The sequence below is a fragment of the Arthrobacter sp. Z5-13 genome, from assembly GCF_056499105.1.
On record NZ_CP096460.1, the window covers coordinates 4350287 to 4366545 of the forward strand.

The window sequence follows — 16259 nt, forward strand, 5'->3', positions numbered from 1 at the left end:
GCCGCTCGGCTTAGTTTTGACAAGCCGTTCGGCTAACTTGCCGCTAGAATGGGTACTGCCGTCCAAATGAGCCGGCCATGCGGGCCCAATGGCGCCTGCCACGATCAAGGGGGATTATGGGAAAGCCAAAAGCACCGCGGGGCCAGGGACGCGAGCGGGTGGTTGCAGCGGCCCTCGAACTTTTCTCCGAGAGGGGGGTCAGCGGGACGTCCCTGCAGATGATTGCGGATCGCCTGGAAATCGGGAAGGCCGCTGTCTACTACCAGTTCAAGACCAAGGAAGGCATCATCGAAGCCGTCCTCGCCCCCGCCTTCGAAGAGATGCGCCGCATCATCGCCGATGCAGAGGACTCCGAGTCACAGCAGGAGGTGGCTATTGCGGGACTCTGCAGCCTGGTGATCGCCCAACGTGAAGTGGTGGCGGCACTCAGTCATGATCCGGAAGTCCGTCGCTTCCTCGAGACGCACAGCGAGGCAGCCGGGCTCATTCTGCAGCTAGGCAGGATGCTCCTGGGGCCGGAACCGGACACCCGCCGCCGGATCGCTGTTTCCCTATTTGGCGGAGGACTTGCCAGCGTCGGCATAGATCCGAACCTGGCCGACATCGACGACGAAGCTCTCCGCAGCGAAATCATATCCCTCGGGCAATTTCTCTTGAAGGCCTGACCCCGCCCCACTTCAGGGAGCCATGACTAGCAATGCCCGCATCATTTGCGGCTGCACAGCGAGCCAGAATACGGAACACATCTTCTTTGTTCCTGAAATGCAGATAGACCGCGGCATTGATTGGGAAGACAACCTGCCCAAATGATTGGATAGCCGAATGAGCACACAAGCAAACCTCGAAGCGGAACGAATCCGCGACGTCGAACGATCCCGCCTGAAAGCGCTGGTCGAAGGCAACATCCCGGCCGCTCATGCCTTGCACTCAAAGGACTTCCAACTCGTTACACCCATTGGAGCGCTTCTGGACAAAGAGCAGTACCTGGGAGCCATCGCAACCGGCCAGATCTCCTACATCTCTTGGGAGCCGGGTCCCATGGACGTTCGGCATTCCGGCTCTTTCGCGACCATCCGATACCGGGCAGATCTCGAAGTCATCTTTGGCGGTCATCGCGTGGCCCGAACCGGATACTGGCACACCGACACCTACGAGCTGAATGAGGGTGAATGGCAGGCGGTGTGGTCACAGGCAACAGCGATAGGCCGCGGGTAGCGACCTCCCTTCGCCCAACCCTCGACTCAGTGGACCAGGGCGGTGGATTCCCGGACTACGAGGTGCGTAGCCAGCTCAACCCTGCGGGAATCCAGCAGCTCGCCCCGCATTTGGCTCAGGATGAACCGCAGAGCAGCACGTCCCATCTCCTGTAGCGGCTGAGTCACCGAGGTCAGGGCGGGCACGGACGCCTCGGCCTGTGAGGTGCCGTCGAAACCGACAAGACTCAGGTCTTCGGGCACGCGAACGCCGTTCCGGCGCGCCTCGGCCAACACACCCAGGGCAATGCTGTCATTCGCAGCGAAAATCGCGGTTGGGCGCTGTTTCAGTTGAAGCAGGGCCTTCAGGCCCTCAACTCCGTGTTCGGAGCTGAAGGACCCGGGGACGATGTAGCGGCTATCCACCGTTACTCCCTTTGCCCGCATCGCTGCCAGATAGCCATGGAGCCGCGCCTGATTGCATTCGACGCCGTCCGGCCCGCCCAGGTATGCAATCCTGCGATGGCCAAGTTCGATCAGGTGGGATGTTGCCTCTTTGCCGCCAGCCCAGTTTGTGGCCCCAACGCTCACCACCTCGGCAGGGGGTGGGTTGAATGGGTCAATCACAACAGTGGGAACTCCCCTTCGGTGGAAGGCATTCAGCTTGGCCCCGCTGAAGGCGGATGTCACAACAATCATTCCGCAGCGGCCCTCGTCGATTATCCGGGCTGCGCGTTGCTCCGCGGACAGCCGCGAACTGCTCTGCTTGCCCGTGACACTGAGCACCACCTCTGTCTCCGACTCCCCCGCTGCCTCCAGGATTCCATTGAGCACCTCGATTGCGTAGGCCGTATTTAGCGAGTCAAAGACCACCTCGACAGCCTGCCTGCCAGTGAGGCTCCTGCGCTGCTGAAGCGGCGACTTGTACCCCGTCCGCGCCAGGACCGCCATGACCTTGGTGCGGGTTTCGGCCGCGACATCGTCGCGGCCGTTAATCACCTTTGAAACGGTGGGCGGAGAAACCCCGGCCTCGCGCGCTACTGCTGCCAGGGTCAGTTTCCGCTTGGGCTGGACCGTTGACATGTTACTCCTTGGCTTCGAAATATTTCGAGAAGTAGAGTTCTCGCAGTTGGTCCACCGAACGTCAATCGATTCCAGAGATTTCTTGACCGAGGCCTTGACCTGCGCTTGTGGTCGACATTACTTTTATCTCACTCTCCCGTTATCATAGCGAAATCTTTCGAAGGTTGTGAGTGGGAGCCGCAAAACCCCTGACACAGCATTCACGAAAGGTATTTGATGACTTCCGCACAGCCATTACGCGTGGGCATGGTGGGCTATGCCTTCATGGGCGCCGCACATTCCCACGCGTGGCGGACCGCACCCCGGTTCTTCGACCTGCCTCTTGAACCAGAGCTGACGGCTGTAGCCGGACGGGACCAGGCAGGCGTCACGGCAGCAGCCGAGAAGCTTGGCTGGGCCTCGGTTGAAACCGATTGGCGGCGCCTGATCGAGCGTGACGACATCGACCTGATTGACATCTGCACCCCCGGCGACACACACGCGGAAATCGCGGTGGCCGCATTGGAAGCAGGAAAGCACGTGCTCTGCGAAAAGCCGCTGGCAAACTCAGTGGCCGAGGCAGAACGCATGTCCCAGGCCGCGGAAGCCGCCTTCAAACGCGGCGTCTACTCAATGTGCGGCTTCACTTACCGCCGCACTCCGGCTTTGTCGCTGGCCAAGCGGATGGTGGACGAGGGCCGCCTCGGAACCATCCGCCAGGTCCGCGCACAATACCTGCAGGACTGGCTCAGCGATGAGAACGCCCCTATGACGTGGCGGTTGGACAAGACGAAATCAGGGTCCGGATCCCTGGGCGATATCGGCGCCCACATCATCGACGCTGCACAGTGGGTCACCGGCCAGGACATCACGGGTGTCTCAGCGCTGCTGGAAACTTTCGTCACGGAACGCCCCCTTGCCGGCGATCGTGTGGGCCTTGGCGGCCACGGCGACGTTACCGAGGAGGCCCCGCGGGGTGCGGTCACGGTTGATGACGCCGCCATATTTTCCGCCCGGTTTGCGAACGGTCCTATCGGCGTCTTCGAAGCCACCCGGTTCGCCCTGGGCCGGAAAAACGCGATGCGGCTGGAACTCAACGGCACAAAGGGATCCCTTGCCTTCGACTTCGAGGACATGAACGTCCTCTCCGTCTATGACGATGATGACTCGCCGGACGCAGGCTTCAGGAGGATCCTGGTCACGGAGCCGGAACACCCATTTGTGGGGAACTGGTGGCCAACCGGCCACGGCCTCGGCTACGAACACGGCTTCACCCACCAGGTGGTGGACCTGGTAAACGCGATCGCCGGGAAACACCAACCTGAACCATCCTTCGCCAACGCCCTTCAGGTGCAGCGCGTCCTGGCCGCCGTCGAGTCCAGCGCTGCCGCCTCCAGCCACTGGCAGGAAGTCTGAAATGACACAGACGAAAACAGCCCTGGTGGTCCGCGGCGGGTGGGACGGACACCAACCGGTCGAGGCGACAGAACTCTTCATTCCATACCTGAAGGACAACGGCTACGACGTTCGGGTTGAGGAATCCCCCAAGATCTACGCCGATGCCGGCTACCTTGCCGGCGTGGACCTCATCATGCAGTGCATGACCATGTCCTCGATTGAAAGAGAAGAAATCGAAGGATTGCGCGCTGCTGTGGAAAACGGCACCGGGCTGGCCGGGTGGCACGGAGGGATCGCCGATTCCTACCGGAACACCTCTGATTATCTCCACCTCATTGGAGGGCAATTCGCCTGCCACCCGGGCAAACACCCTGACGAACGCACCGGGGAACAGGCCGACAACTACATTCCGTACACCATCAACATGCTCCCGGGAGTGGACCACCCGGTCACACGGGGGATCAGCGACTTCCACCTCGTCACCGAACAGTATTGGGTCCTGGCGGACGACTATATCGACGTGCTCGCGACAACCACCCAGAAGGTCCGCGAATGGGATCCCTGGAACCGCGAAGTCACGTCCCCCGCCATTTGGACGCGTCAATGGGGCAAGGGGCGGATCTTCGTCTCCACCCCCGGCCACAACCTGGAAGTCCTCAAAGACAAAAACGTCCGAACCATCATCGAAAGGGGCCTTCTGTGGGCAAGCCGCTAAACGTCGGAATTATCGGATGCGGGGCCATCATCGCGCAGTACCTCGCCACCTTCCGCCGTCTTGAGGGAATCGAACTCGTGGCAGTAGCGGACCTGGACCCCGTACGGGCCCAGGCTGTAGCAGATGATTACGACGGCGTCCGGGCGCTTACCGTTGACGGATTGATCGGCGCGGATGACGTAGACCTCGTCCTGAACCTGACAATCCCTGCCGCCCATGCCGACGTCGCCCTCAAGGCAATTGCCGCAGGCAAGAGCGTTTACGGGGAAAAGCCCCTGGCGGCTACCACTGCCGAAGCCAGGCAGGTACTGAGAGCAGCGGAAGCCGCGGGGGTCGCCGTCGGCTGCGCCCCGGATACCGTTTTGGGAACCGGAATCCAGACCGCTCGTAAGGCGATCGACGACGGACTGATCGGGACGCCCGTTTCGGCGACGGCGACGATGGTCACCCCCGGTCACGAGCGCTGGCATCCCAACCCTGACTTCTATTACCAGCCCGGCGGCGGTCCGCTGCTCGATATGGGGCCTTACTACGTCAGCGCCCTGGTCACCCTGCTGGGGCCGGTTGTTTCAGTGACCGGCGCGGCCAGCCACACCCGTGCCGAACGTACTATCGGTTCCGGCGCACGCGAGGGAGAGGTGATACCGGTCAGCATCGACTCCCATGTAACCGGCATCCTGACCCACGAGGGCGGGGCCCTGTCCACTCTGGTCATGAGCTTCGACGCGGTCAGGACCAAGTCGTCCAACATCGAAGTCCACGGAGAGCGCGGCTCCCTGGCCATCCCGGACCCGAATCTCTTTGATGGAGATGTGGAACTTTTCACACTAAATGCCGACTCCTGGCAAACGCTGCCGGTATCAGCCGGGTACATCGACTCAGGCAGGGGATTCGGCATCGCAGACCTGGCCGCAACGCCGCCGGGCGAAGAACCCCGCGCTGGCGGCAAGCTGGCCTATCACGTACTCGACGTTATGGAATCAGTGCTCGAATCAGCCCGTACCGGAGCAGTTGTCCCGATCGAGAGCACGGCAACGCGACCGGAACCCGTACAGCTCACAGCATCCCCGGAGGACGTCCGAGCCCAGCCGATTAACTCGTAGGCAGCCGGTTACAGCACCGGCAGGACTTCGAGGCCGCCAAGGTACTTCTGCAGCGCCACTGGAACGTTGACGGAACCGTCCGCGTTCTGGTGGTGCTCCAGGATGGCCACGATCCAGCGCGTGGTGGCCAGCGTGCCGTTGAGGGTTGCGACGGCGCGCGTTCCCTTGGAGACGCCTTCCTCGTTGACAGTGCGCTCCCGGATGTTGAGGCGGCGGGACTGGAACGTGGTGCAGTTGGACGTCGAGGTGAGCTCGCGGTAGGCGCCCTGCGTGGGAACCCAGGCTTCGCAGTCGAACTTCCGTGCCGCGGACATGCCGAGGTCGCCGGCCGCAGTGTCAATGACCCGGTACGGCAGCTCGCACTTGCCCAGCATTTCCTCTTCCCACGCGAGGAGCCGCTCATGCTCGGCTGCGGCTTCCTCCACCGTGGTGTAGATGAACATTTCCACCTTGTTGAACTGGTGGACGCGGATGATCCCGCGGGTGTCCTTGCCGTGTGAGCCCGCCTCGCGGCGGTAACAGGAACTCTGGCCCGCGTACCGGATGGGCCCGTTGGAGAGGTCCAGGATTTCGTCGGCGTGGTACCCCGCCAAAGCCACCTCCGAGGTTCCCACGAGGTAAAGGTCGTCTTCGGCGAGCCGGTAGATCTCGGCGTCGTGCTTCACATCAAAGCCGGTACCCTGCATGGTTTCGGGGCGCACCAGAGTAGGGGTAATCATGGGAACAAAGCCGGCGTCGATAGCCTGTTCCATGGCCATCTGGAGGAGCGCCATTTCCAGCCGGGCACCTACGCCCCGAAGGAAATAGAACCGTGAGCCTGAAACTTTGGCACCACGTTCCATGTCGATGGCGCCAATCAGCTCGCCGATTTCCAGGTGGTCGCGGGGCTCGAAATCCGGGAATTCACGTGGAGTGCCCACAGTTTTGACCACGATGTAATCATCCTCGCCGCCCTCAGGAACACCGTCCTCGATCAGGTTGGGGATGCCGCGCAGCAACTCCTCCTGCTTGGCCTGGGCTGCGTCGGCCTCGGCGGACGCCGCCTTTACTGAGTTGGCGAGTTCCCTGACCTCAGCCAGCAGGGCCTGCTTTTCCTCGCCCTTGGCCTGGGCCACCTTCTTGCCAAAGACATTCTGTTCGGCGCGCAGGTTCTCAAAGCGAATCAGCGCTGCCCTCCGGGCTGAATCAGCGGACATGATCGCATCCACAACAGATTCGTCGGCGCCGCGGGCGCGCTGGCTGGCACGGAACTTGTCCGGATTGTCGCTGAGGTCTTTTACGTCGATCACCAGACAAGAGTATCGAATCCACCACGCACACCGATGCGGGCCCAAGCGAGACCCCGGGCCGGGATACTGTTGGAGCACAATGAGCGACCTGCTGATCTATCTCATCGCCCTCGGAGCGCTGGCTTTTGCCTTCTCAAGCTGGTGGGGTGTGCGCAAGCTAAAGGCCCGGCATATCCGCAGTGCCGTCGGCGAAGAAGCCCACCATCCTGGCTTGGAAAAGCAAAAAGTGGCCGTCGTGTTGAACCCCATCAAGGCCAAGTCCGAGGAAGCGCGCGCGTCCATAAAGCGAGCCTGCCTCGCCGCCGGGTGGGAGGAACCCCGCTTCTTTGAAACCACCGTTGAGGATCCCGGCTTTTCTCAGGGGCGGGCGGCCCTTGCCCACGAGGCCGACGTCGTTCTGGTGGGCGGCGGCGATGGAACAGTACGGGTTGTGGCTGAGACCCTGGCGGGCAGCAAGATCCCCATGGGCCTTGTCCCGCTGGGAACCGGAAATCTTCTGGCCCGCAACCTGAATCTTGACGTCTACGACCTGCCCGGGAGCATCGATACAGCCCTGTTCGGCCATCAACGCTTCATCGACACAGCCCAAATGGGCATCGTCAACTCCAGGACAGGGCATTCGTCCAAGCACACGTTCCTGGTCATCGCCGGGATCGGCCTGGACGCCGAGATCCTTGGCGATACCAACGACGGGCTGAAGAGGGCGGTGGGCTGGTTGGCCTACACGGAAGCCGGCGTGCGCCATATGCCTGGCAGGCGGAAGAAGGTATCCATCGCACTGGACGACCAGCCGGAGCAAACCCGGAAAATCCGAAGCCTGCTCTTCGCGAACTGCGGGCTGATCCCGGGTGGTATCGACTTTGTCCCGCAGGCCATGATCGACGACGGCATGCTCGACGTTGTGGTCATGAGTCCGCGCAGCGCCATCGGCTGGGTGGCGATGTACGCAAAAATCGTCTTCAAGCACAAGGGCCATCTACCCGTGATGACCTACTACCGTTCAGGCAAGGCAGTGATCCGGTGCGCCGAACCGATGCCGACCCAGCTGGACGGGGACCCCTCAGGCGAGGCCACCTCGGTTACTGTCAGGGTTGATCCCAGATCATTGCTGGTCCGGGTCAAGGGTGATCCAACAGCACACTGGATGCCGGAGGGTTCCACGCTGTAGTACCAGCAGTCTCCCCGTGCTCAGGTCACTTTAGAGGGGTTCAGGCTTCTGCCGCAGTCAGGAGCCGGAGCCCTTTGCTTCGGCGGCCAGCTTTTCCGCAGCTGCTTTGGCTGCGGCACGGGCTTCGGTTTGCTCGCGGATCATGGCCTGCTCTTCTTCAAAGCGGAGTCGATCGGCGCGGTCTGCCTCATCGCCGTCCCAGTCCTGGTTTTCGGCACGCGGCTTCGGATTGACGATCATCCCTTGGCCGTCATTCTCGGTACTGGCTGCTGACATGTCCCGCTCCCTCCGGTAGAGGTTTCCCCCGTTGATCTGGCAAGCATACGCACACTTCAGCAGGCGCGAAAGTGCTGCAAGCGGCATTTGTCTACGCTGTGCGCGAAGCCTCCGGGGCCGGATCCTGGCTTACTGATACGCCTGAGAGAATTCCTTGTACCCATGCATGCGCCGCTTGGAATGCTTCGTCCGAGGTGTGTGGTTCCACTACCGGGCTTTGCGCATCTGCTCTGCCGTATGAGCCGAGGAACCGTGTGGCAGGACTGATCCTGTGCAAACCCGCCAGGGCGTCCGCCATCCGAGCGTCCGCCGCGTGGCCGTCGGCATCGATGCTGAAAAAGTAGTGCCCAAGGTACTGCCCCGTGGGGCGCGACTCGATCCTGCTGAGGTTCACGCCTCGGGTAGCGAACTGGTCCAGAATCTCCATCAGGGCGCCAGGACGGTCCTCCGGCAGCGGCACCACCACGGTTGTCTTGTCTGCGCCCGTCCGCTCCGGCAATACTCCGGGCCTGCTGACCAGTACAAAGCGGGTTACGGCCCCGGGATTGTCCCCGATGTTTTCTGCCAGGACCTGCAGGCCTGGTTGCTCCTCAGCCACAATGGGTGCGCAAATGGCGGCGTCGTAGTGGACGCCGTCGTCGTTGAGCAGGCCAAGCGCCGCCGCGGCAGTCGAGGTGCCGGGAATGTATTCGGCACCCGGAATATTGGCCTCGGCCCACAGTCTGCACTGGGCCCAGGCATGTCCATGCGTGGAAATGCTGCGAATGTCCGAGATTTTCACCCCCGGCCTTGTCACAAGGACAAAGCTGATGGGAACAAGGGCTTCACCTATGATCCGCAGCTCTTCCCCCGTGGCTATGGCGTCAAGTGTGGCCGTCACACCGCCCTCCACAGAGTTTTCGATGGGCACCATTGCGGCGTCGGCGGATCCGCCCCGCACCTTGTCCAGGGCCGAGTTAACATTCGACGACGGGATGCGCACCGCGTCCACAGCCCCCGGAACCTGGAGTAGCGCCGCTTCGGTGAAAGTACCCTCAGGGCCTAGGAAGGTGTAGGTAACGGGAACTGCGGGCATCGATAGTCCTTCAGTTGAACTGGCAGCAGACGGAACAGGAACTACAGGATCACTGGTTTGAGGCCGCTCTCCGAGACCAACGGCAAGCCGGATTCCAGCCATTGATCCATGCCGCCCGCCACGTTGAAGGCCGAATATCCCTGGGCTACCAACCACTGAGCAGCGCGGAAGGAGCGTCCGCCGGTACGGCAAATAACGTAGAGGTCCTCGTCCGGATCCAGGTCATCGAGGCGCGCTGGAAGCTGTTCCAACGGGATGTGCAGCGCGGACTCAGCATGCCCGGCTGACCACTCATAATCCTCCCGCACGTCAAGAAGGCGGGCACCGGTAGGAATATCGTTCACTTTTACGGTTTCGAAATCACTCATGGGAGTCCTCTCCTGGATTTTCTAGGTCTGACTCCAGCGTATCGCCAGCAGCCGGGGCCATCGCCCAGCAGGTGCCACGTTACGCTTTCTGTGGACAACGCAAAGGAGAACCGCGTGCCGGTAAGAGCCACCATCACAAGGACGGGCCGTCGTGGCTGACCTCCATGAACTCTCCGCTGTGCAATTGCGGGATGCCCTCGCCGAGGGCAAGCTGTCCGCCTGGGAAGCAACCGAACATTACCTTCGCCGGGTAGAGGCAAGGAACAAGGGCCTGGGTGCTTTCATCACCGTAACGGCCGATCAGGCAATGCGTGACGCTGCGGCCGCTGATGACCTTTATGTGCGCACTGCCGGTGATTCCGGCGCAGACGTCCTCCCGCTCCTCCACGGTATGCCGGTGGCATTCAAGGACCTCACGGACGTGGCCGGCGTTGTGACCACTCACGGAAGCGCTGCGCTGGACCACCGGCCGGCTCCTGCTGACGGAGTACTCGCCGCAGCACTCAAAGCGCAGGGAGTCATTTCCCTCGGAAAGACGCAGGTGCCCGAGTTCGGGCTGACGGCCTATAGCGAAAACAGGATCGCGCCGCCGTCGCGCAATCCTCATGCGATGAGCAGGAGTTCCGGCGGGTCCTCCGGCGGAAGTGCTGCGGCGGTAGCGGCGGGACTCGTGCCGTTCGCCCCCGGGACCGACGGCGGCGGCTCTGTCCGTATTCCCGCTGCGGCATGCGGCCTCGTTGGACTAAAGCCCGGCCGCGGGCTGGTACCAATGGGGGAAAGTACCGGTGACCCGGCGCGCCTGGTGGTCACTGGCCCCCTCGCCCGGCGGGCAGAGGACGCCGCCCTCATGCTGGATGCATTAATGCCCAATGCCCTTGAGCGCGGTGCCTCGGATCCGACGGGTCCATCTGGAGGCTACCTAGCCGCCCTGAAACGAAAACCCGGGAAGCTCCGGATCGGCATCAGCCTGGACAGCCCCTGGCAGGGCATTTTCCCTTCTACCCCAGACCCGGAGGCCCTCGAGGCACTGGCTGAGGGGGTGAGGATGCTGGAGACGGCGGGACATACGACGTCGGAGGCAGTTATCCGCTACGACAACCGCTACCCGGATGCTTTCACCACAGCCTGGACCGCCGGAGTGGGCGCCGCGCGAATCAGCCCGCGGCGCGAACCGCTCCTGACCCCGCTCACCCGGACGTTCAGGCGGCGGGCCCAGCAGCGGAGCGCCTCCAAGCTCGCCGAAGCCCTGGGCTTTCTGCGGCAGTTCCAGCGTGACACCATCGCCCAGTACGCCGCGTGGGATCTCATCATGACTCCTACCCTGGCTCAGACCCCAAGGCCTGTGGGCTGGTTTACCGGCACGCATGGCGACGGGCCCTGGCCCACCGAATGGGCGGGCGACGCCGACGGAGACTACCGCCGGCAGTGCGAGTATGCTCCGTGGTCATCGATGGTCAACGCATGCGGACTCCCTGCCATCACTCTGCCTGTCCATTGGACTGATGGAACGCAGGGAAGCCCCCTTCCCATGGGGATCCAACTCATCGGCCCCTTGGGTTCCGAGGCACTCCTCCTCCAGATCGCCGCCCAGCTGGGGTTCTAGACTCCGCTTCTCCCCGTCTTTTCACTCTTACTCTTCCGAGCCTTGGCGACTCGGTCTTTGGGTCAACATGTGCATCATAAACATTTAGACGTGCTTGTGATGACCAGTGAGGTGTGTCACCATGAAGGCACAAGTGAACGCACAGGAGCGTCTCCCAGGCAAGGGCCTGGCCACAGGAAAAGGAATCACATGGGAATTTCGGGCATGAAGCGAGTGCGGAAACTGCGCATCCATTGGCCAATCGAGCGGGAGATCCTCGCACGGCTCGCTGCCGGCGAAACGCAGGTGTTCGAGGAGGACCCCCGGCTGGCCGCGTTTCTGGGAGCTCTGCGCGATATGCCCGAGCTCGGAGACTTCGGGATGTACCACCACGTCTTTGAGTCGGGCCTGGGGTTCGAGGGATTCACGGTGGGCGAAGGCGCCAATCCAACAATGGGCACAGTCGGCGAACGCAGCGTCTCTCCCACTTTCCTGCTGACCACCTACATCGACGCGGACCTTTCCGACGACGCCGTTGGGCGGATTGTCGAAAGAGTCGTTGATATCCATCCTTGGGAAGTCCCGGTTCTTGAGGTTTCTGAAGCACTCAACATCTCCACCTTCATGACAGGAAGGGTTGCGGCATGACAACCAGCGCAGGAACAACCGAAAGCGTCAGCACCGGAGCATGGGAAAGCCTCAGCACTCTCTTGGCCGGACGGACCTTCACGGACCTGACCCACGCCTTCCACCCGGGGCAACCCCATTTCCCGGCATTTCCCGACGAAGTCCGCAGCAGTCTCTTCGATCTGGAGGCCGGGGATGGGTTTACGGCGCACCAGTACACCATCGTCGGGCAGTGGGGCACCCACGTCGATCCGCCGTCGCACTTTATCCGGTCCGGGCAGACCCTGGACCACATTCCTGTGCGGGAAATGATCCTGCCCCTTGTGGTCCTGGACATCAGTGATCGGGTGGAGGCGGACCCCGATGCCACTCCTTCCCTCGCCGATGTGGAGGCGTGGGAAAAGCGGCACGGCCGGATCCCGGAGGACTCCTTCGTGGCGCTGCGCAGTGGGTGGAGCAGCCGCTGGCCCGATGGGGAGGCTATGGCCAACAAGGATGCCGACAGCGTCAGCCACACACCCGGGTGGTCCTCCGAGGTATTGAGGTTCCTGGTGGAAGAGCGGAATATCCGCGCAATCGGCCACGAACAAACAGACACTGATCCGGGCAGCGCCACGTCCCGCTCGGACTTCAGTCTCGAAACCTACATCCTGGCGCAGGGGCGCTGGCAGATTGAGCTTCTGGCCAGCTTGGAGTCCCTTCCCGAAGCAGGGGCAGCGATCGTGGCTACCTGGCCCAAACCCCAAGGTGGCAGCGGCTTCCCTGCCCGGGTCTTTGCCATCCACTGACCTCTGCAGTTAACAGCTGCCAACGTTGGCTAGACTCGGCCCATGCCGAAAAACTCAAGCATGGGCCGTGGGATGAACGTGGTGTTCGCGGTGAGTGCCCGGCATGCCGGCGGCAGTGCGGGTGCCACGGTTGCTGACGTCGCCGCAGATCTCGGCAAAGACCGCAGCCAGGTGTCGCGCGGGCTCAAGGCGGCGCTGCAGGAGGATTTCCTGGTCCGGGGCGAGCGCCGGGCCTATGCGTTGCACTGGGGACTTTATGCAGATGCGCGGGCGCTCACGGAGCAGCGTCTGCGGACTGATGGCCTGACGGCATTGGAAGGCCTGGTCGAGGACACCGGAGAGGGCTGCTTCCTGGGCGTTCTGAGCGGCGATTCAACAGTTACGATCGGCGAACGGGTTCCGGCCGACAGCAAGATGATCGGCTCGTGGATCGGCAGGCCTTACCCCGCTTACTGCAGTGACGCCGGCCAGGCCCTACTGTGGCAAGCGACTGACGACGAGGTCCGGACGGTCTTCAGCAGCACAGAGTTCGTGAAGCATGGACCCAAGACCTCCACGGGCGTTGACGACTTCCTGGAGCGGCTTCACGCGGCCCGGGAGCGCGGATATTCAGTGGTGGATGAGGAAGCGGAACCCGGTTTATATTCCCTGGCTGTTCCTATTCACGATTTCCGCGGCGAGGTGCTGGCTGCGCTGCAGGTTGTGGGGCCCAAAAGCAGGCTGGAACCCAAAAGCGCCGAGTGTGCTGCCGCCGTCGTCAAGTGGGGGCGGGCACTGGAAGCGGCCTTGACCGGGCGGTCCGCTTGACCTGGGGACATCGAGCGTGGAGCCGCGGGGTGCGCCGCCCCCTAACTGGCGTCGGCGTCGTTCCAGTTCGGCTTCATTTCGATGAGCTGAACGAGGTTGCCGCAGGTGTCGTTTAAGACGGCCACGAAAGCTGTGCCGATGTCAGTGGGTGGCTGGGTGAACACGACGCCCTGGCCAGTCAGCCTGGCGTACTCGGCCTGGATGTCCTGGACTGAGAACTGAGCGAGGGGGATGCCGTCTTCCATCAGCGCATCCCGGTACGGCTTCACTGCAGGGTGACCGGCGGGCTCCAGCAGAAGCTCCGGACCGTCAACCACCTCGGGTGATTCAACGGTGAGCCAGAAGTTCTCTCCGAGGGGGATGTCATGTCGCTTTTTGAAGCCGAGCACCTCGGTGTAGAAGGCGAGGGCGGCCCGCTGGTCGTCAACGAACAGGCTCGTCAGGGAAATTTTCATTGTTCAGTCCTTTTTCTGGCTGGGCCATCGTCCGGTGATCTGGTCGAGAGGCTCGGGATTGAAGTAGTGGAACTTGGAGCGTCCCCGCCGCTCAGTCACCACGAGGCCAGCAGACTCGAGCACGCCCAGGTGCTGGGAGATCGCCTGTCGTGTAAGGGTGAGGCCGTGACGCATTGCGAGCGTGGTGCAGATTTCGAACAGAGTCTGGCCGTTACGCGCTGACAGTTCGTCAAGAACCAGGCGCCTCGTCTCGTCGTCGAGAGCGCGGAAGACATCGACCATGCGTTCATAATAGGCAAGTGGCTGCTTGCATATCAAGACACCTTCAGCTAACGCTGTGCGGAGACCTGACGTCCGCGTACCGAGGTTGGGCGTATTCAGGGATCATCTACGCGCGTATTGCTTGGGCCGGATCCGCACGCGCCGCCATTAACGCCGGATATAACGCAGAAATTGTCCCCGTTACTCCTCCTGCCATCACGCCGATCCAGAGTGATTCAGGTCCAAGAACGGGTGTCCATTCCTGAGAGATGGAAAAGAGAACTACTGCGATAACACCTAATGCGACTCCAGCCAGGCCCCCTGCCGTACCAACCAAGAATCCTTCCAGGATAAACATGCGGCGGATACTCGCCCGGCTCGTCCCTATCGCCCTTCTCAGCGCAATCTCAGACTTTCTGGTTTGGACAGTTAGGTACATGGAAGTTGCTGCACTAAGGGAGGCAAGTCCAAGCAGCACCCATGAGATGACGCTTATCAGAACCGCCAGGTCGTCACCCACCCCCATTTGAAGTGCGCGAAGATCAGCCACGGTACTGACTTCATAACGGTCCGGATGGGCGGGGTCCAAGGCGAGTCCGACTGCGTCGGAAAGAGGCGCAGGGAAGCCGGGTTGGGTCCGAACTACGAAGACGGGGTTATCAGATTCCGAAATCTGGTGTTCCCCGATGCCTAACAGAATGCTGTCGGACAAGACCGGATTCCGTCCGGGCTCCTCGATGATGCCTACGACTGGGACTAAGCTTCCGCCTATCCACAGCTTCCGATCTGGCCCTGCCAGGGGAATGCCCATACGGGCGGCCGCGGCTGGTCCAAGTACTGCCACAGGCCCCCCGAACGAGCTGTCAAGAAGCTGAGCAGCAGACGCCGGCTGAATCACGACGTTGTTGAGTTTCAAGTAGTGGGAATCTACAGCCATCATCGTCCCGTCATAGACAGGTTGCTGTACACTCCCTGGTCTGAATAGGGAGGGCTTGTAGTCTGCCGCCGCCAGATCAAGTTTGATACCGACATCAACGACTCCGCGAAGGCCCCCGATTACAAGGCGCTCCTGCTCGAGCACTGCAATGCCACGTTCGGCGGTCCTTGACGAAGGCCTCTGTGATACTTGCATCTCGTCCAATGCCGCCTGGGCGACTCTCTCGGACACCTGAGCGGATGCGCTCTGACTCAATCCAACGGAGGACACCAGCCCTCCGACTCCCAGCATGAAGGCCAGCGTTAGCAACAAGGCTTTTCCGGATCTCATAGTAAGAGAATTGAGTGCATCGAAGAAGTCATCGCCGAGCCTGTTCGCCCGCTCCCGTCGCCTTTCTGCGCCAGATTGAAGGATTTCCGCCTGGAAATCCCCCTCGGGTATCTCCTCCTCGTTCACGAGGCCGCCTGTGAGTTCACCATCCACGATGCTCACTTGCCTTCTAGCTGCCGCAGCAACTACAGGGTCATGAGTGATGACGATGACCGTGACGCCGGTTCGGTTGAGAGCCTTCAAATCGTCAATCACGCGCTGGCTGTTTACCGTGTCGAGGTTGCCCGTAGGCTCGTCCGCGAACACGACTTTGGGGTTCGTGGCAAGCGCCCTCGCCAAAGCCAATCGTTGCCGTTCTCCGCCTGAAAGGTTCTTACCCAAGGAAGTCGTGCGGTGCCCCAATCCGACCCGCCGTAGTGCTTCTTCCACCCGGACTTCCCGCGTGGATCTTGGAATTCCCTGAATTCGAAGACCTAGTGCAGCATTGCGCGCCGTTGATTCTTCCATGATGACGTGAGATGCCTGGAAAACGAAGCCGAACATGCGGGCCCGGAGCCAGTCTCTCCGTGCCTCACTCATATCTGAGACGTTCTGCCCTTGAACGGAGTACTGCCCTTCAGTGGACTGGTCCAGGAGTCCCAAAAGATTCAGGAGAGTTGACTTGCCGGAACCCGATGGACCAACAATGGCGACGAAGTCGCCTTGATGGATCTCAAGGTCGACATTCAGCAGGGCGCGAGTGGGAGTGTCTCCCGCATAGATCCTTCCCACGCCTTTCATCTGGAGAAGCGGCGGCTTCTGGCCTCCGAGGGCTTGACCTTCCGT

19 protein-coding genes are annotated in these 16259 nt (G+C 61.8%); 11 read left to right on the forward strand and 8 right to left on the reverse strand.

Annotated features, from left to right (window positions below):
* Positions 1-116: 116 nt before the first annotated feature.
* From M1E02_RS20265 to M1E02_RS20275, 3 genes are read left to right on the forward strand one after another with little or no spacing between them, the layout of a single operon-like run.
* Positions 117-665: a TetR/AcrR family transcriptional regulator gene (locus M1E02_RS20265; RefSeq protein WP_479375961.1), complete on the forward strand. Its 549-nt coding sequence runs from the start codon at positions 117-119 to the stop codon at positions 663-665.
* 22 nt (positions 666-687) lie between these two features.
* Complete coding sequence (locus tag M1E02_RS20270; protein ID WP_479375962.1) at positions 688-810, forward strand: hypothetical protein; 123 nt, start codon at positions 688-690, stop codon at positions 808-810.
* A 12-nt stretch (positions 811-822) separates the two neighbouring features.
* The gene (locus M1E02_RS20275; RefSeq protein ID WP_479375963.1) at positions 823-1215 is read left to right on the forward strand and encodes a nuclear transport factor 2 family protein; all 393 of its coding nucleotides are present in this window, start codon (positions 823-825) and stop codon (positions 1213-1215) included.
* A gap of 26 nt (positions 1216-1241) precedes the next feature.
* Here the strand turns inward: M1E02_RS20275 and M1E02_RS20280 are convergent, their stop codons facing one another.
* Complete coding sequence (locus M1E02_RS20280; RefSeq protein WP_479375964.1) at positions 1242-2276, reverse strand: LacI family DNA-binding transcriptional regulator; 1035 nt, start codon at positions 2274-2276, stop codon at positions 1242-1244.
* Positions 2277-2492: 216 nt separating this feature from the next.
* On the opposite strand from M1E02_RS20280, the gene M1E02_RS20285 reads away from it, so the two are divergent.
* Genes M1E02_RS20285 through M1E02_RS20295 form a run of 3 tightly spaced genes read left to right on the forward strand, consistent with a single transcriptional unit; the run spans position 2493 to position 5471 of the window.
* On the forward strand, positions 2493-3671 hold the full coding sequence (locus M1E02_RS20285; protein WP_479375965.1) for a Gfo/Idh/MocA family protein: 1179 nt from the start codon (positions 2493-2495) through the stop codon (positions 3669-3671).
* A 1-nt stretch (position 3672) separates the two neighbouring features.
* Positions 3673-4368, forward strand: a complete 696-nt coding sequence (locus M1E02_RS20290) for a ThuA domain-containing protein (protein ID WP_479375966.1) — start codon at positions 3673-3675, stop codon at positions 4366-4368.
* Positions 4353-5471, forward strand: a complete 1119-nt coding sequence (locus tag M1E02_RS20295; protein WP_479375967.1) for a Gfo/Idh/MocA family protein — start codon at positions 4353-4355, stop codon at positions 5469-5471. Before M1E02_RS20290 ends, M1E02_RS20295 begins: the two co-directional genes overlap by 16 nt.
* Positions 5472-5479: 8 nt before the next feature.
* On the opposite strand, the gene serS is transcribed toward M1E02_RS20295, so the two are convergent.
* Positions 5480-6760, reverse strand: a complete 1281-nt coding sequence (gene serS, locus M1E02_RS20300; protein ID WP_479375968.1) for a serine--tRNA ligase — start codon at positions 6758-6760, stop codon at positions 5480-5482.
* Positions 6761-6839: 79 nt separating this feature from the next.
* Between serS and M1E02_RS20305 the strand changes: the two genes are divergently transcribed.
* Positions 6840-7928, forward strand: coding sequence for a diacylglycerol/lipid kinase family protein (locus tag M1E02_RS20305; protein ID WP_479375969.1), 1089 nt, complete (start codon positions 6840-6842; stop codon positions 7926-7928).
* A gap of 57 nt (positions 7929-7985) precedes the next feature.
* Here M1E02_RS20305 and M1E02_RS20310 read toward each other — a convergent pair whose 3' ends face one another.
* The 3 genes from M1E02_RS20310 to M1E02_RS20320 all read right to left on the reverse strand — a co-directional run bounded on the left by M1E02_RS20310 (position 7986) and on the right by M1E02_RS20320 (position 9647).
* Entirely contained in the window at positions 7986-8204 is a 219-nt protein-coding gene (locus tag M1E02_RS20310) for a hypothetical protein (protein ID WP_458112753.1), read from the reverse strand.
* 91 nt (positions 8205-8295) lie between these two features.
* A complete protein-coding gene (pheA, locus tag M1E02_RS20315; RefSeq protein ID WP_479375970.1) occupies positions 8296-9279 on the reverse strand; it encodes a prephenate dehydratase in 984 nt (327 codons plus the stop codon).
* Positions 9280-9320: 41 nt separating this feature from the next.
* The gene (locus M1E02_RS20320; protein WP_479375971.1) at positions 9321-9647 is read right to left on the reverse strand and encodes a rhodanese-like domain-containing protein; all 327 of its coding nucleotides are present in this window, start codon (positions 9645-9647) and stop codon (positions 9321-9323) included.
* Between the two features lie 151 nt (positions 9648-9798).
* Here M1E02_RS20320 and M1E02_RS20325 point away from each other — a divergent pair, with 151 nt between their 5' ends.
* The 4 genes from M1E02_RS20325 (at position 9799) to M1E02_RS20340 (ending at position 13451) form a co-directional block, all read left to right on the forward strand.
* Positions 9799-11250: an amidase gene (locus tag M1E02_RS20325; protein WP_479375972.1), complete on the forward strand. Its 1452-nt coding sequence runs from the start codon at positions 9799-9801 to the stop codon at positions 11248-11250.
* A gap of 189 nt (positions 11251-11439) precedes the next feature.
* Positions 11440-11877 carry a hypothetical protein gene (locus M1E02_RS20330; protein WP_479375973.1) on the forward strand — a complete coding sequence of 146 codons (438 nt, stop codon included), beginning with the start codon at positions 11440-11442 and terminating at the stop codon, positions 11875-11877.
* Positions 11874-12644 (forward strand): cyclase family protein, encoded by a 771-nt coding sequence (locus M1E02_RS20335; protein ID WP_479375974.1) that lies wholly within the window; start codon positions 11874-11876, stop codon positions 12642-12644. Before M1E02_RS20330 ends, M1E02_RS20335 begins: the two co-directional genes overlap by 4 nt.
* A gap of 42 nt (positions 12645-12686) precedes the next feature.
* Complete coding sequence (locus M1E02_RS20340; RefSeq protein WP_479375975.1) at positions 12687-13451, forward strand: IclR family transcriptional regulator; 765 nt, start codon at positions 12687-12689, stop codon at positions 13449-13451.
* A gap of 41 nt (positions 13452-13492) precedes the next feature.
* Here M1E02_RS20340 and M1E02_RS20345 read toward each other — a convergent pair whose 3' ends face one another.
* The 3 genes from M1E02_RS20345 to M1E02_RS20355 all read right to left on the reverse strand — a co-directional run bounded on the left by M1E02_RS20345 (position 13493) and on the right by M1E02_RS20355 (position 16214).
* Positions 13493-13906, reverse strand: a complete 414-nt coding sequence (locus tag M1E02_RS20345; RefSeq protein WP_479375976.1) for a VOC family protein — start codon at positions 13904-13906, stop codon at positions 13493-13495.
* A 3-nt stretch (positions 13907-13909) separates the two neighbouring features.
* Positions 13910-14188, reverse strand: coding sequence for an ArsR/SmtB family transcription factor (locus M1E02_RS20350; protein WP_479375977.1), 279 nt, complete (start codon positions 14186-14188; stop codon positions 13910-13912).
* Positions 14189-14294: 106 nt separating this feature from the next.
* Positions 14295-16214, reverse strand: coding sequence for an ABC transporter ATP-binding protein/permease (locus M1E02_RS20355; RefSeq protein ID WP_479375978.1), 1920 nt, complete (start codon positions 16212-16214; stop codon positions 14295-14297).
* Between the last annotated feature and the right edge of the window lie 45 nt (positions 16215-16259).

Bases quoted from the DNA above. Each gene is read 5' to 3' on its own strand.
- M1E02_RS20350 (WP_479375977.1), bottom strand. From the start codon at position 14,188: ATGGTCGATGTCTTCCGCGCTCTCGACGACGAGACGAGGCGCCTGGTT.
- M1E02_RS20345 (WP_479375976.1), bottom strand. From the start codon at position 13,906: ATGAAAATTTCCCTGACGAGCCTGTTCGTTGACGACCAGCGGGCCGCC.
- M1E02_RS20335 (WP_479375974.1), top strand. From the start codon at position 11,874: ATGACAACCAGCGCAGGAACAACCGAAAGCGTCAGCACCGGAGCATGG.
- M1E02_RS20320 (WP_479375971.1), bottom strand. From the start codon at position 9,647: ATGAGTGATTTCGAAACCGTAAAAGTGAACGATATTCCTACCGGTGCC.
- M1E02_RS20275 (WP_479375963.1), top strand. From the start codon at position 823: ATGAGCACACAAGCAAACCTCGAAGCGGAACGAATCCGCGACGTCGAA.
- M1E02_RS20355 (WP_479375978.1), bottom strand. From the start codon at position 16,214: ATGAAAGGCGTGGGAAGGATCTATGCGGGAGACACTCCCACTCGCGCC.
- M1E02_RS20340 (WP_479375975.1), top strand. From the start codon at position 12,687: ATGCCGAAAAACTCAAGCATGGGCCGTGGGATGAACGTGGTGTTCGCG.
- M1E02_RS20270 (WP_479375962.1), top strand. From the start codon at position 688: ATGACTAGCAATGCCCGCATCATTTGCGGCTGCACAGCGAGCCAGAAT.
- M1E02_RS20285 (WP_479375965.1), top strand. From the start codon at position 2,493: ATGACTTCCGCACAGCCATTACGCGTGGGCATGGTGGGCTATGCCTTC.
- M1E02_RS20305 (WP_479375969.1), top strand. From the start codon at position 6,840: ATGAGCGACCTGCTGATCTATCTCATCGCCCTCGGAGCGCTGGCTTTT.
- M1E02_RS20280 (WP_479375964.1), bottom strand. From the start codon at position 2,276: ATGTCAACGGTCCAGCCCAAGCGGAAACTGACCCTGGCAGCAGTAGCG.
- M1E02_RS20330 (WP_479375973.1), top strand. From the start codon at position 11,440: ATGGGAATTTCGGGCATGAAGCGAGTGCGGAAACTGCGCATCCATTGG.
- M1E02_RS20290 (WP_479375966.1), top strand. From the start codon at position 3,673: ATGACACAGACGAAAACAGCCCTGGTGGTCCGCGGCGGGTGGGACGGA.
- M1E02_RS20310 (WP_458112753.1), bottom strand. From the start codon at position 8,204: ATGTCAGCAGCCAGTACCGAGAATGACGGCCAAGGGATGATCGTCAAT.
- pheA (WP_479375970.1), bottom strand. From the start codon at position 9,279: ATGCCCGCAGTTCCCGTTACCTACACCTTCCTAGGCCCTGAGGGTACT.
- M1E02_RS20265 (WP_479375961.1), top strand. From the start codon at position 117: ATGGGAAAGCCAAAAGCACCGCGGGGCCAGGGACGCGAGCGGGTGGTT.